Source organism: Mucilaginibacter sp. (assembly GCF_039925265.1).
Lineage (GTDB): Bacteria > Bacteroidota > Bacteroidia > Sphingobacteriales > Sphingobacteriaceae > Mucilaginibacter.
In genome coordinates, this window is sequence record NZ_JBDSZG010000029.1 from 1 (window position 1) to 14,513 (window position 14,513).

At 45.4% G+C, this 14,513-nt stretch carries 10 protein-coding genes; 4 read left to right on the forward strand and 6 right to left on the reverse strand.

The genetic code is table 11. From position 1 onward, the window contains the following. Window positions 1–653: 653 nt before the first annotated feature. Window positions 654–1,094 carry an Hsp20/alpha crystallin family protein gene (locus tag ABIX36_RS13455; RefSeq protein WP_348082681.1) on the reverse strand — a complete coding sequence of 147 codons (441 nt, stop codon included), beginning with the start codon at window positions 1,092–1,094 and terminating at the stop codon, window positions 654–656. 135 nt (window positions 1,095–1,229) lie between these two features. Next, window positions 1,230–1,511, reverse strand: a complete 282-nt coding sequence (locus tag ABIX36_RS13460; RefSeq protein ID WP_348082682.1) for a hypothetical protein — start codon at window positions 1,509–1,511, stop codon at window positions 1,230–1,232. A 147-nt stretch (window positions 1,512–1,658) separates the two neighbouring features. Here ABIX36_RS13460 and ABIX36_RS13465 point away from each other — a divergent pair, with 147 nt between their 5' ends. Together ABIX36_RS13465 and ABIX36_RS13470 are read left to right on the forward strand one after the other, a co-directional pair. Beyond that, entirely contained in the window at window positions 1,659–2,108 is a 450-nt protein-coding gene (locus tag ABIX36_RS13465; RefSeq protein WP_348082683.1) for an SDR family oxidoreductase, read from the forward strand. 1,191 nt (window positions 2,109–3,299) lie between these two features. Further along, a complete protein-coding gene (locus ABIX36_RS13470) occupies window positions 3,300–5,666 on the forward strand; it encodes a glycoside hydrolase family 127 protein (RefSeq protein ID WP_348082684.1) in 2,367 nt (788 codons plus the stop codon). 217 nt (window positions 5,667–5,883) lie between these two features. Here the strand turns inward: ABIX36_RS13470 and ABIX36_RS13475 are convergent, their stop codons facing one another. Beyond that, window positions 5,884–6,579 carry a LytTR family DNA-binding domain-containing protein gene (locus tag ABIX36_RS13475; protein WP_348082685.1) on the reverse strand — a complete coding sequence of 232 codons (696 nt, stop codon included), beginning with the start codon at window positions 6,577–6,579 and terminating at the stop codon, window positions 5,884–5,886. Then, window positions 6,576–8,207: a histidine kinase gene (locus ABIX36_RS13480; protein WP_348082686.1), complete on the reverse strand. Its 1,632-nt coding sequence runs from the start codon at window positions 8,205–8,207 to the stop codon at window positions 6,576–6,578. The genes ABIX36_RS13475 and ABIX36_RS13480 overlap by 4 nt, the downstream gene beginning before the upstream one ends. Before the next feature lie 121 nt (window positions 8,208–8,328). Between ABIX36_RS13480 and ABIX36_RS13485 the strand changes: the two genes are divergently transcribed. Then, window positions 8,329–10,707 (forward strand): TonB-dependent receptor, encoded by a 2,379-nt coding sequence (locus tag ABIX36_RS13485; RefSeq protein ID WP_348082687.1) that lies wholly within the window; start codon window positions 8,329–8,331, stop codon window positions 10,705–10,707. Window positions 10,708–10,877: 170 nt separating this feature from the next. On the opposite strand, the gene ABIX36_RS13490 is transcribed toward ABIX36_RS13485, so the two are convergent. Then, the gene (locus ABIX36_RS13490; protein WP_348082688.1) at window positions 10,878–12,404 is read right to left on the reverse strand and encodes a gluconokinase; all 1,527 of its coding nucleotides are present in this window, start codon (window positions 12,402–12,404) and stop codon (window positions 10,878–10,880) included. Further along, a complete protein-coding gene (locus ABIX36_RS13495; RefSeq protein WP_348082689.1) occupies window positions 12,401–13,294 on the reverse strand; it encodes an AraC family transcriptional regulator in 894 nt (297 codons plus the stop codon). The genes ABIX36_RS13490 and ABIX36_RS13495 overlap by 4 nt, the downstream gene beginning before the upstream one ends. Window positions 13,295–13,554: 260 nt before the next feature. Here ABIX36_RS13495 and ABIX36_RS13500 point away from each other — a divergent pair, with 260 nt between their 5' ends. Next, a complete protein-coding gene (locus ABIX36_RS13500; RefSeq protein ID WP_348082690.1) occupies window positions 13,555–14,508 on the forward strand; it encodes an RraA family protein in 954 nt (317 codons plus the stop codon). Window positions 14,509–14,513: the final 5 nt, after the last annotated feature.

Consider the following 14,513-nt stretch of genomic DNA (forward strand, 5'->3'; position numbering starts at 1 on the left):
CTTCTACAGCATTTGCTACGCGTTTTGGTGGGTCAGTTTGCCCCGAAATGCCCTGGTCAGTTTGCCCCGAAACAGTGGGTCAGCTTGCGCCGAAATGGTGTGGTCTCATTCATCATAATCTCCAAATTAACAGCCGGGGAAAATCATTGTTTGCCACGGGGCGCGATTACTGTTTGGCCTTTATTTCGGCAAGCATCAACGCTGCCGCGAACCAGTTATGGATCTGAGTTTCGGGGATAGGGTTTTCCGGGAATAATTTGAGATGACGCATATTTTTACCGGTGCCTTCCAGCAAGGCCTGGTCGTCCGGCAGCGCGGTAGCGTTAAAAAAGCCAAGGTTGAGGTAGTCTTCCGACAGACTGTAAATAAAGCGATATTTATCATTCGGTAACTAAAGGTCAGTTGCTTCCATTTGATCGAGACCGTCAGTTGCGGAAAGGCGCACTGGACCATTTCCTGGAGCCGCAGTGCGGTCGGTTGTTGGCCAGTCGGCAGTCTTTCAAAATAAGCGGTGATCTGGTCATCCATTGCGGAGCTGATGGTTTAACAGGATTTATATGGTCGTGAAAGCTTGTACGCTTCCCGGTCATTAAGGAATGAAGGTACGGAATTTAGTTAAAAAGAAAAGGCCGCCGCGGCCTTTTCTTTCTTAGTTATTTGAGCTCGATCTGGCGGCTTGCCATTTTCGCTTCTTCTTTCTTGGCGATAGCGATCTTTAGTAGACCGTCTTCATAAGCGGCCTCGATACGGCCGGGATCAGCCAGTTCCGGCAGGGTGAAAGAGCGGACAAACGACGTATAGCTAAATTCCTTTTTGCTGTACTGTTTAGTTTCCGCCTTATTTTCTTTCTGCTCCTCCACAGAAATATTCAGCACCTGGCGGTCCAGGCTGATCTTGAAGTCCTGTTTTTTCACGCCCGGTGCGGCCAGTTCCAGGTGATAACCTTCGGCAGTTTCGCTGATGTTCACCGCGGGTACGCGCGCGGTCAGGCGGTCATTAAAAAAAGTGTCATTAAAGATCGATTCAAAAACGTCATTAAAGCCTGGCAGCAATGCGTTCGCTCCTTTGTTGTTGTTAAATTTTACCAGTGTCATGGCTCTTTTAATTTGATGTTTTAAATAAGTTTAAAATATGTTTTTATTCATTGCTTACAAGCCGGGTGCCAATTGCCAAAAACTGAAAAATTCGCAGTTACTGACTGAAAAATTTACAGTTAAAATGTCAGATTTTCAGAGGCTGAGGTTTTTGAACACGTCGCGGGTGATGACCCGCGCGTTATAAGCAATATCCTCCAGGGTGCAATGCCGGATCTCCATAGGCAAGGGGATACCATTCCGCATTTCTGAGAGGTCCATGTAAAGGACGGAATGCGGGGCGATATCGGGCGTGCCTTTTAACTGGTCAAAGATATCTTTGGCCCGTTCCCGGTCCCGGCCAAGGTCGAAAGTGCCGTAGGTTTCAAATCCTGACGGCGTTTTGATGTACAGTGATATTTGAAATAGCGTTTTCATCGATCTTTTATATTGTCTGAACAATCGTCATTCCAAACTATTCAGTTAACCGATGATGTTTGTTTTTTTTTAAAAATGTAACTAACTTTAAAGTATATCTGCCGATGCATACCCCATTTTAACATTAGCCTTCGCTTTCGTCAGGAGGTGGCCATTGATGAAAAACAATTGGACGATACCTTCCGTACCAATATCTTCGCTTATTTTCATTTCGCCAATGGAGCGCTGGAGTTTATGAAAGCCGGCGATAGTATCATCAATATCACTTTGGTAACAGCTTACCGTTCCTCACCGAACCTGGTCGATTATTCCTCCACCAAAGGGGCGATCACCTCCTTTACCCGTTCGCTGGCGACCAATATCGTCAAGAAAAATAGCAGGGTAAACGCGGTGGCGCCGGGCCCGGTCTGTACACCGCTGATCGTGGCCACTTTTGACCAGTCCAAGATCAGGGGATTTGGTTCGGAAACCGCCATGAAAAGAGCCTGGCAACCCTCGGAACTGGCACCGACCTATGTGTTCCTGGCCTCGGACGATGCTTCGTTCATTACCGGGCAGGTCATCCACGTGAACGGCGGTGAAGTGGTCAACGGTTAAATCCCGTAACTGGTTCCAGGAAACGGGATTGTCCCGGATACCGCTCAGCTGTTCGATCATTTCCCGCACCTGGTTACTGTCCAGGTCCTGTAGCCCGTCAGCCGTATAGGTGAATAATTCACCGGGCTGCTCAAAGGTGATAAAACCGTAATACTCCAGGTCGTCAATCTTTTCGAGGTGCAGCGTGCTTTCCTTACTGCGGCTCAACAGCGGGTTTCCCGCGCCGATATCACGAAAGATATTATAGGTCGGAAAACATGTCGCTTGCCGGCATGGTACTGGATTTTTACAAGCAGAATTTCTGGGATCCCTTAAATATTGATCTGTTAAATTCCAACCAGATCTCCCTTCAACTATTTGACATGAGTGTAAATTCCGGTACAGGACGCGGGGCTAAAATACTGCAGGAGGCTGTCAATCAACTCCGATCTGCAATCCGATTGCCGTTGACGGAAAAGAAGGCCCAGCCACCATCGGCGCTGCAAACGCGGTAGGTCACGAAGCTCTTTATAACCAAATCAATGCGCTACGAGCAGCATTTTATGAAGGTATAATTAGGCGTGATCCTACCCAGGAGCGTTTCCGCAAATCTTGGTTTACCAGGATCCTTGCTTTTCAAGCCGGAGATGATACAGCGGTTGCCTGAGAGCTAAGGTGAATTAAATTTTAAATAACAATGAATTGCAAGACTACCGCTCGGCAAACTATGTAAGATGGAATTAACGCCATGCTTACGAAAGCCGGATTGTACTTGCGCCGCGTGTGCGCTCACCTGGGCTATTCTTGTATGTTTATTAATCGTTACGATATTTCGTAAATTAGCTATAGAATTTACAGCTAAAAATGCAAGTGTGACATGAATCCGATAAGTTAGGTAATGCAAAGGTAATCAAGTGAATAGGAGAGTGGGTTCGAATCCCTCCCTCACCGCTTAGAGTACTAAACAAAACACACTAAAATGCTGTAAATGATATGATTTACAGGATTTTTTGTTTTCAGGCTTTTTTTTTGTTTGGAAATATACTTTGCGACAAGATGGTATAAACACCTTGATTGTTTTTTATTAATTGTTATTTATACAGTTAATATTTAGATTAGCTTCGTTATAAAATAAAACCTAAAGGCGTTCCCGATTATCTACTATCGGAGCAGCAGCAACCAATTAATGTTTTCGATCTTAAACAAATAGTAATGATAAACCCAACAAGCAGGAATTTTTTCTATAAAATTACCGGTGTAGCCTTAGTGCTGAGCAGTTTAGTTATTCCCGCTGTTAAGGCGCAACAAATGCAAATGTTCCCGCTTGCGGATGTGCGCCTATCAGATAGTCCATTTTTAAGTGCCGAGCAAACCGATCTTGCTTACATATTAAAGCTGGACCCCGACAGGTTGCTTCATCCATTTTTACGAGAGGCCGGGTTGAAACCTAAAGCTGCCAGCTATGGCAATTGGGAAAACTCGGGACTGGACGGGCATACCGCGGGACATTACCTGACGGCTTTGGCCCAGATGTATGCGGTTAACGGAAACGCCGAATGCAAACGACGGCTGAACTATATGGTGGGTGAACTGGCGCGCTGCCAAACACAAAACGGAAACGGCTATGTAGGCGGCGTGCCCGACGGTAACCGCATGTGGGCCTTGGTAAAAACAGGTGACTTTACCGAGTTTAACCGCAAATGGGTGCCCTGGTACAACCTGCATAAGTTATTTGCCGGTTTAAGAGATTGCTACCTGCTTACCGGGAATCAACAGGCGAAAGTAGTTTTTATTAAACTAACAGATTGGGCAGACGGGGAATTATCGGGGCTGAGTACCGAACAGGTACAACACATGCTTGATGCCGAGCACGGCGGGATGAACGAGGTAATTGCCGATGCTGCTGCCATAACCGGTAACCCCAAATATTTAGCACTTGCACGCAAGTTTTCGCACCTGGCTATTCTTCAACCCTTAGAACAACACAAGGATAAGCTAAGCGGCCTGCACGCCAACACGCAAATCCCCAAAATAATAGGTTTTGAACGCATTGCGGAATTGGATAAAGACACCGCTTACTTCTCGGCGGCAAAGTTCTTTTGGCACACGGTGGTTCGCAACCGCAGTATATCCATAGGTGGCAACAGCGTGCGCGAACATTTTAACCCGGTGGATAATTTTAGCCCGATGTTAGAATCTGCCGAGGGCCCCGAAACCTGCAATAGCAATAATATGCTTAAGCTTTCGAAAATGTTGTTTTTGGATGATAAGCAACGAAGCGAATACATGGCTTTTTACGAGCGCCTGCTTTATAACCATATTTTGTCGTCGCAGCACCCGGTAAAGGGCGGCTTTGTGTATTTTACGCCCATCCACCCCGACCATTACCGGGTTTACTCCACTGCCGACCAGGATTTTTGGTGCTGTGTGGGCACTGGTATGGAAAATCACGGTAAATACGGCGAACTCATCTACACGCATAAAAAAAACGATTTGTATGTGAACCTTTTTATCCCGTCTACGCTGCAATGGAAAGATCGGGGCATGGTGGTAACACAACAAACCAAATTGCCCGAGACGGAGAAATCGCAAATCATATTAAAGCTTAAAAGACCTCAGCAATTCTCCATTTATATTCGCAAACCAGATTGGGTTACAGCCGGGGAATTTGCATTAAGCGTGAATGGGAAGAACGAAAAAACCATTGATATGGCCAACGGTTATGCCCGCATCAACCGCCTGTGGTTATCCGGCGACCGTATTGCCATAAGCCTGCCCATGAAAAATTATACCGAATACCTGCCGGATCATTCGGAATGGGTATCTTTCCTGCATGGCCCGCTGGTAATGGCCGCGCCAACCGATACCAACAAATTGGTAGGCCTGATGGCAGATGGCAGCAGGTGGGGGCATATCGCGGGCGGGCCGATGTCTGCGCTGGCTCAATCGCCTTTATTGGCAACTAATAAACGCGACCTTTCGCCTTACATGAAAGCCATTGACAAAGGTAATGCCTACAGTATAAGCCAACTTATTGCACAGCCCGAATTTAAGCAGCTAAAACTCATCCCGTTTTATAAAGTGCACGATACCCGTTATATGATGTACTGGCCCGTTGCATCGGCAGATGGCGTGGCACAAAAACAAGTAGGCCTGCAGGCTCTTGACGACCACTACTTCAAACTGGCATCGCGCACGGCAGACGATGTGTCACCCGGCGAACAACAGCCCGAAAACGACCATGGTATGATTGAAGAACAATCCAAAACAGGTTATTTCCGCAACTTGCATTGGCGAAGTGCCACAGGCTATTTTAGCTACAAAATGCGGATGCGGCCAGATGTGAAAACCCTGGGCATTACCTATTATGCAAAAGAGGCTGGCTACGAGTTTGATATTTTTATTGACGATGTGAAAATTGCATATGTAACGGCCAAAGCACGAAACAACGATGAATTTGTAACCGAGGAATATGCCATACCCGATGCGGCCAAAAAAAGCGATAAGGTAGTTGTGAAATTTGTTGCATCAGCAGGAAACAAAACGGCCGCCATTTACGATGTAAGGCTGTTGCGATAGTTGATGCAAGAGCAAAAGTTTAAGATGTTTTTTGAAAGCCGGGGGGAATTCCCCGGCTTTTTTCCTTTTAATCGCTTACAGGTTCAACGCTGCACTTTAATAATTGGGGGGAGTGCCCGCTCTATTATACAATATCAACTGAAAATTGTGCAAAAATAAACACAGGGGTTATTTGAAGTTAGCAACCCGAAAACCTATAATTTGCCGCCACCACCGCTCAAATCAAACGGTTCTTAATCGTCTTGTATTTTGAGCGTCCTACCGGCAACAATTCCTTATTCCTCAATAGCAAGTTATACCTGCCGCCCGCCTCAGCCATCAATTGATCAACTTCCGCCCAACAAACAATGTAAGATTTGTGTATACGCTCGAAATTAACGGGCAGCAGCTTTTCAAGAGCCTCCAGTGATTTGTCGTGCAGTTCTGTTTGATTATTTGTCAGATGTAATTCGGTATAGATCCCAGCCCCTTTTATATAGCGGATATTTTTGATTTCGATCAGGTTTATCCGCCCGCCTCTTTTCACGGCCAGGAAACGGGTTTCATGCACGGGCGGCCTGATCTCTTTATTCAAACGGGCAAAAGCCTGCCCCAATCTTATTTCATCAAAGGGTTTTGGTACAAAATCAAGTACACCATACGCAAAGGCGGTAATGGCTTTGTCGGTATAGGCGGAAATAATGATCGTATGAAAAGAACCCGCCACCATTGTTTGGAGTATGTCAAACCCATCCTCGCCATTGAGATTCAGGTCCAGCAGCAGCAGATCAACCGGATGCTGATCAATAGCTTTGAGCCCGCTTTGAAGAGACTCGCAAAGCAGGATCTGCGCAACCTCACCAAAGAAAGCGCGGGTCATCCGTTCAATTCTTTTGGCTATCCTCGCCTCATCTTCTATGATCAGGATATTCATGTTTGCTGAGTTATTTTAATGCTGCTTAACCAGCCATCTTCCACGGCATGAGAATCAAAGAGCCAGTTCTCCCCGTAACTTTCACTTAACCTGGCCCGGATGTATTGGAAGCCGGTTCCGCCGCCACGCGTTTGCCCGGGTTCTCTATTTTTGGCTATCGTCAATAACTGAAATTCTTTATGGTCTTCTTTCCTTAATACACTTAAACGAAAGGTGATGCAACCATGCTCCGGCGGCAGGCTATGGGTGATGCCGTTCTCTATCAGGGTATGCAAAGTGGCCGGGGGGATGAGGTCGTTCTCATCGACCCCATGCTCTTCCCAGGTATAACAGATCTCCTTTCTGAAAGACATTACTTCCAGGTGCTTGCGACACAGGTCAATTTCCTGCCGGATAGGGATGAGCTTTACTTCGGAGATCGCGTTCAGAATATCAAATTCATCTGCCAGCGAACGGATAAAGATAACGCCCTGCTGCGGATCTTCTTCCACCCAGTCTATCAGAGAGGTTAAAGTATTGCGCAGGAAATGTGGTTGGATATTCTTTTTCACCAACTCCAATTGCAATCGGGAGGAGCGCAGTAACGCGGCATGGTGGGCGTCTTCTATCTGCTTGCTGCGGATGGTATGCAAGTATAACATGCAAAGTACAATAATGGTAAAGGCGATGAACAGCCCAAAATCATATACCAGGAAATAATTGACTACCGCACTAAGCAGTAGGCCTGCCAGCACGATAACAGCGCCCGGCATCTTTCGGAATACGGACACGGCCGTAATTAGCATAGATGCTGCCCACATGGCATGACTCAACCGAATTGCCGTGATATCATAGTGGCGATAATTAACAATATAAACTGCTGTGAGGGTTGCCAATAAAAGCAGGAGCCAGGCCACCTTCTTATTCATTTGAAATTGCAGCATAAAATACCAGGGCACCAGCAGGGCTATTGTAAAAGTAAGCCAACCGATTACTTCCAGCCGGAAATAAAACCAGGTGTAAGGGATAGTTGTATAGAATTTGAGGTACTCGACAATGAGCAGGCTGAAAAAAAGTAAACAGATCCCTCCAAAGAGCAACACAGGCAAGGCCCTGCTGCGGCTGTTCCAGTAAAGCAGAAAATAGTAAATGGCCGCGATCAGAAATGCACCCGCCATCAGATTCATAAAAGACATTATAATCAGGGGCACTCGAAGCAAACGCTGGTAGCCTTCCGGTTTTACATCGATGCCTCTTTGCACGCCTGGGAAAAATGCCTGTGTTCCAACCAGCAGTATAACGTGGTCACCCAGGCCAGCCAATTGTTCAGGTATGGCATAATAGGTGGTTTCCGTTCCGGGAATTTCAGCTTTTCCGGTTTGGGCCTGTTGCCCGTTACTGCCTAATAAAACACCATCCCAGTACACATTAAAAGCGCCAAAGGCATTAACTTGTATACCCATTGCTTCGGTAGTGTAGCGTTTAAGCAGTTTTACGTTCATTTCCGCTCGAAAGGAATTGTTGGCATATTTTATCCTTTCTTTTTGCAGGATGCCTTTTTCCGACTTATACAATGGGTCAGTTACCTCATAGTCCACTTCCTGCTTACAGGACGACAGCAGGATAGGTATGAGCAGAATAAAAAACATCAATCGGTGCATGGAATAAAGGTAAGGGGATTATTGAATAGAATAATGCATTTCAAAAGCCGGTGGTGCCATTGGCATGTTTTATGGGGAAGTATGAACGCTGGCCGCCTAATCTTGTGGCATGAAATCAATAATCACCAGCTTCCTTATCCTTTTTTGCTTTTTGTTTGCCACCGCGCAACAGGCAACAGTTTCCGGTAAAGTGCAGGATCAAGCCTCTAAAACAGCGCTGCCCTACGTCACCATAGCAATTAAAAACAGCGCCTCAAAAATAGTGGCAGCTGGTATAACCAATGAACACGGCGCCTTTAGCCTGGATGGTATACCCGCCGGCGACCTCAACCTTACCGTTAGTTTTATGGGGTATAAAACCTTAACGCAATCCCTGGCGGTGCCTCTCGGTAAAGCAAGCCTGGATCTGGGTGTGCTGAAATTGCAGGCAGATGCTACGCAATTACAGGAGGTTAAAATAAGCGGAGAGCGGCCCGGTGTAAGTTTAAAACTGGATAAAAAGGTATTTGAAGTGGGTAAAGATGTTTTGTCGCAAAATGGCTCTGCCAATGATGTATTGAACGGGGTGCCATCTGTTGCCGTGAGCCCCACAGGTACGGTTAGCTTGCGCGGTAACAGCAGTGTACTGGTCCTGATCAATGGCCGGCGCTCTGGCCTGACGCAAAGTAATGCATTGGATCAGATCGCCGCAGACCAGATAGAGCGGGTTGAGGTAATTACCAATCCTTCCTCCAGGTATGATGCTTCCGGCTCTGCAGGAATTATCAATATCATCTTAAAAAAGAATAAAAAAAGCGGTTTTAACGGGCAGGTAAGATTAGTTGGCGGCTCTCCGAATGACAGCCGGATCAACCCGAGCATCAATTACAAATCGGATAAGATCAATCTTTTTTCCACCTTCGGTATCCGTTCTTCTGATTACGTGGGGCTTTACACCACTAACCAGTCGGCAATTAATAATGGAAAAACCGCTTTACTAAACCAGGTTCAAAACGAGAACCGTCACGACGATGGTAAATTGCTTTACATTGGAGCCGATTATTTTATAAACGAGCATCAAACCGTCACCGCTGCTTTTTTAAAGAACGCTACCCATGACCACGACAAAACACATTTACTATATAAGTACAGCAACCCCACCGGCAGCCAGGACAGCACTTTGAAACGCGACGGTGAATCCTGGGAGAAACGAGATTACAATCAGTTAGAATTCAATTACACCCAAACTTTTAAACAACCCACAAAGAAGTGGACAGTTGCTATGCAGTACGACTGGTGGAACAGTGATAAAAACTGGAACCTGTTTACAGAGCGATTAACGCCGGCAGCCTTGATGTATCCCGGGATCAGAACAAGTTCAATCGGCGGCAGCAAGGATCTCCTGGTGCAGACTGACTTTGTACAGCCATTGGACACGGTATCTACGCTGGAATTTGGAATAAAGGCTGAAAATAGAAAAGTGTTGAGCGATTTCTTAGCCGAACAACAACAGGGGAATGACTGGGCCATATTTCAGGGGATTGATAACCATTTGAAATACAATGAAACTATTACCAGCGCCTATGCACAGTTCAGTAGCAAAGCTGGACGATTGGCGTACATGATAGGTTTGCGAACCGAACTGACGCGCATTGCCATTACCGACGTTAAAAATACTTATAACGACCGGAAGGATTATGACCGGTTATTCCCGACTTTTAACCTGAGTTACCGCTTTAATACCGCTGCAACAATGCAACTGAATTACAGCAAACGTATTAACCGCCCGTCCTTATATGCTCTATATCCTTTTAATGAACTTACTGATCTGAATGCACAGTATATCGGCAACCCTGGGCTTAATCCATCTTATTCTGATGTGTTTGAACTGGGTTTTTTGAAAATATGGGACAGGCTAACTTTTAACCCATCGGTTTATTACCAGGCAGAAAGTGGCTATATTCAGGATTTTACCTATCGCCAGAATGCGGTATTTTTCTCTATACCAATCAATATTGACCGTGAAATACGCAGCGGCGCAGAACTTTCTGCTTTGTATAACCCTTTTAAATGGCTGCAGGTAAATGGTGAACTGAATTTCTATCGCTTTTCGCAAAAAGGGGTTTACCAACAAAGGGATTTGGGCTACAGCGGGCAAACTTTAACAGGAAGGTTGAGCAGTCAGGTAAAGCTGCTCTCAAAATTTAGTTTTCAATCCCGGTATAATTTTAGGAGTGCGCAAAGCAACGCGCAGGCCCGCAATGCCGCCTTACAATCGCTTGATATGGGCCTGAGTAAGGTTTTATTAAAAGACAAAGCTACGCTGGTTTTTGATGTGACCAATGCTTTTAATTTAAGAAAGAACCGCAGCACCGTTACCGGCAGCGATTATGTGCTGAACCAAACCAATATAACAAACGCGGCACGTTACCGCCTCAGTTTTGTTTATCGCTTTAACCTGAAAGATGCCGGTGCGATAAGGCAGGCTAAAGCAGCCAACAGGAATTAGCCGCACCAAAAACAAACGGTAAACTAAGGCTTTTAATGGGATAAACCTCACGCCAAATGAGCGCGTGAATCCGCGATGTCGATACGGATAAGTAGCTATAAGAACCGGAGCGGGGCAGGAGGGGAAGCTAACGCTGCGCCCAAGGGCACTGTAAACAAAAGCGTATCGGTTTATTGACTATACCGCTGTTGCAGCTCAGAAATAATATCAAACTCATCGGCTACTTTTGTTATCAGGCTTTCAAATACTTTAAAGTATTGAGCATATACCTGGTGATTTTCGGCATTCGGGAAATAGGTTTGATGCATAGTTACCGTTTTAGAAGCTTCTTCTAACGACGGATAAATGCCCATTTCGGTGGCGCTTAACAGGAAGGCCCCTCTGCCAATACTATCGCCATGGCTGAGTGTGCTCACCGGCTTGTTAAATATATCCGCGATAATTTGGGTACAAAACGGTATGGAGGCAAAGTTGCCATTGATAGAAAGGCCTTCAATGTGGCGGTGCTTTTCCAATGAGCGGCCTATACTATACATTTCGTACAAAATCCCTTCAATGGTGGCCCTGATGAAATGCTTGCGTTCGTGCCTTATGTTTACGCCAAAATAGCAACCCCTCGCATTAGGGTTCCAAATAGGGGCTCGTTCGCCATGCAAAAAAGGGAGAAAGATCAGGCCACCCGACCCAACTTCAACATCCGCAGCTTCCTGGATCAGCATTTCCATGGATTGGTCAATATCAAAAGCTTTTTGAAAATCGCCGAACTGTTTAGTGAACCAATTGAATATTACACCGCCATTGCTTGTTGGCCCGCCGGTAATAATGTGCTTTTCGGTAAGGAGGTAGTTGAAGATCTGCTGTTTAGGGTCCTCAATTATTTTATCGCCGATGATGCGGAACGCGCCGCTATCTTCAATGGTAATAGTGGCCATGCCATTATCCCAAACACCGGCACCAAGGGTGGCCAGGCAACCGTCGCTGGATCCGATAAGTATTTTTACGGTCGGCTGCAATTTTAAAACCCGTTGATATTCTTTTTTAAGCACTACGCCCGAGTAGAAAACAGGATGCAAAGCGGGCAATTCCTCCGGTGTGATACCTGCAAAATCCAGCGCTGCCTGGTCCCATGCTAAAGTGTGTATATTCATTAACCCGGTAGCCGATGCTATACTATAATCTATTACACAGGCACCGGTAAGTTGCTGAATAATGTAACTTTTTATCGGCATGAATTTTTTCGACAGCCCGAATTTCTCAGGCTCATTATTCTTCATCCAGGCAATTTTTATTAACGACGACATGGGGTGTATAGGCGTCCCGGTAGCTTTATATATTTCATCGCCAAGGGTACTCCCTCTAAGTTCGGCAGCCTCTTTTTTGCCCCTGTTATCGGCCCAGGTAATGGCGTTGCCTAATGGGATGCCGTCTTTATCTACCGCCAGCAGGCTATGCATAGATGAACCGAAGCAAATGCAGCTTACTGTATATTTTTTAGGGTATATCTTCTCTATGAGCAGGTTTTTTAATATATAAAGCATCGTAATAAACATCTGCTCCGGGTCTTGCTCGCTGTGGTCGGGCTGTTCATGAAAGGTTGGGTAATGGCCCTTTGAAGAACTTATTAAATTGCCGGAAAGATCGAAGGCAAAAACCTTTACTGCGGCAGTGCCCATTTCTATGATGATGATACAGTTCATGATGTATATTGATGATCTGGTGTGTTATTTTTTTTGAACTCGGTCGGCGTGTAGCCTGTAAGTTTTTTAAACGTGGTGGAAAAATGCTGCGATGAATAAAACCCCGTGTTTAGCGCTATGTCGGTAACATTCCGCTCGTTCCTTTTTAAAAGCTTGGTTGCTTCGGCTATCCTTATGTTTATCAAATAATTCAGTGGCGAAAAGCCCGAATAGTTTTTTACTTTTTCGGTAAAAGCAGTAGTGCCCATGCCAATCAGCGCGGCCATTTCTTCCACCGTCCATTGGTGAGCGAGGTTTTGCCTTAAGGTTTGTTCCAATTTTAAGAAAGTTTGCGGGAAATCTCGCCTCGAATTATTTTGCCTGATGAGCTGTCGGCTTATTAAGATAAAAAGTTCGTCGAGCAGTTGGTTTGCACGTGTATAAAAGCCTACCTCTTCGTTCTGTAATTCCGCTTGCAGATTATGCATCAGCGTGTGCGCCTCTTTCAGCTTTAAAACATGCTGCTCTTTATTTACCATCAAAATTTGGTTGATGGATAGTTTTTCCTTTTTGGTAAGCCCGCTCCACTTACCCAATAAAAGCTTGCCATTATCTTCGGTAGATATCTTTATCCAAAAAAGGGCACCAATATTTAATATGCTGCTTTGGCCGCCAATGCTTTGTCCTGGCAATACAATTGCAAAATCTCCTGGGTATAGGGTATGTTCCTGTAAATCAATTATCCATGTAAATTTTCCTTCCAAAACAAAGTACAGGCAAATGCAGCTCGTAACATTGCTGCTGAACGAGTTGAGTTGGATAATACTGTTCTTTTTGTGAGCAAATTCAAGAATATGCGGAAAGTGCGCAAGCTCCTTGGATGCCCCCTGCTGAAGTATCAGTTGATTCATTCAGAATAAATAATTGGTATTCCGTTACGGTAATTACAATACCGAAACGGGTATCAGGGCATCGCAGACCGATGCCTATAAAAAACAAGTTTACGCAATCTCAAACTAAGATTTGTACAAAAACCATCGCTGTTTTTTAATGGTATTTTTTGGCTTGGAATTTCCAATTCTTTGTATGCAATTATAACCTTTAGTATAAACCTTAAGCCGCGAATTAGTGCAATAACCCCGTTGCATCTGTTTGCGCAATAATTTATCTCATGAAAAAATGGCTTTCCTATTTCCGCGTTGCGGGTGTCGTATTGCTGCTTTGCAGTATTTTTTTTCAAACCGTATCTGCACAGCAGATCTCCAGAGACGAGCTGATATTTTTAACCCCTGAATGGAAGGGTGAGCGCTTTGAAGATGGCCGCCCCAAAGTACCTGATGCTATTTTGGCACGGATGAAAAAGGTAAGTATTGAAGAGGCGTGGGCTGTACTGAAAAATGCCGGGTATAGTTACCAGTTAACCGAAAATTGGCTGGTGATAAATCCCGACAGCGTTTTGGTGGGCCGCGCGGTAACCGCTGTTTTTATGCCCGCACGCCCGGATGTTTGGAAAGCGATTGATGAGAGAGGTAAAAAGCAAGGGAAAAAAGGACAAAATACCTGGCCGGTAGACCTATTGGTGAAAGGCGATGTATACGTAGCCGACCAGTTTGGCGCACATAAAAACGGCCCAACCATTGGCGATAACGTGGGTAATGCCATATATGCCAAAACCGGGAACGGTATAGTTTACAATGGAGCGGTAAGAGATATTCGCGGGCTAAAGGAGATGGGCGGTTTTACATCATTTGTAGAAAGCTACGATCCATCGTACCATAACCCCACCGGCGACCTGAACACGATGATCATCGGTATAAACCAACCTACAAGAATAAAGCAGGCAACCGTTATGCCGGGAGATGTGGTGCTTGGCGAGAACGGTGTTGTGATTTTTATCCCACCGCATTTGGCCGAGAAGGTGGTAAGCACTTCTGAAATAGTGCGGCTAAGGGATATGTTTGGCCACCTGCGCTTAAAAGAAGGTAAATATACCGCCGGCCAGATAGATGCCCGCTGGAGCGACGATATAGAAAAGGATTTTTCCGGCTGGCTGAACGCGCATATCAACGAGTTGCCGGTACCTAAAGAACAAATACAAAATATCCTCAAAAACCGAACCTGGTAAATAAT

Excerpts from the sequence above, each read along its gene's own strand:
- ABIX36_RS13455 (WP_348082681.1), bottom strand. The coding sequence starts at position 1,094 with ATGACACTGGTAAAATTTAACAACAACAAAGGAGCGAACGCATTGCTG.
- ABIX36_RS13460 (WP_348082682.1), bottom strand. The coding sequence starts at position 1,511 with ATGAAAACGCTATTTCAAATATCACTGTACATCAAAACGCCGTCAGGA.
- ABIX36_RS13470 (WP_348082684.1), top strand. The coding sequence starts at position 3,300 with ATGATAAACCCAACAAGCAGGAATTTTTTCTATAAAATTACCGGTGTA.
- ABIX36_RS13475 (WP_348082685.1), bottom strand. The coding sequence starts at position 6,579 with ATGAATATCCTGATCATAGAAGATGAGGCGAGGATAGCCAAAAGAATT.
- ABIX36_RS13480 (WP_348082686.1), bottom strand. The coding sequence starts at position 8,207 with ATGTTTTTTATTCTGCTCATACCTATCCTGCTGTCGTCCTGTAAGCAG.
- ABIX36_RS13485 (WP_348082687.1), top strand. The coding sequence starts at position 8,329 with ATGAAATCAATAATCACCAGCTTCCTTATCCTTTTTTGCTTTTTGTTT.
- ABIX36_RS13490 (WP_348082688.1), bottom strand. The coding sequence starts at position 12,404 with ATGAACTGTATCATCATCATAGAAATGGGCACTGCCGCAGTAAAGGTT.
- ABIX36_RS13495 (WP_348082689.1), bottom strand. The coding sequence starts at position 13,294 with ATGAATCAACTGATACTTCAGCAGGGGGCATCCAAGGAGCTTGCGCAC.
- ABIX36_RS13500 (WP_348082690.1), top strand. The coding sequence starts at position 13,555 with ATGAAAAAATGGCTTTCCTATTTCCGCGTTGCGGGTGTCGTATTGCTG.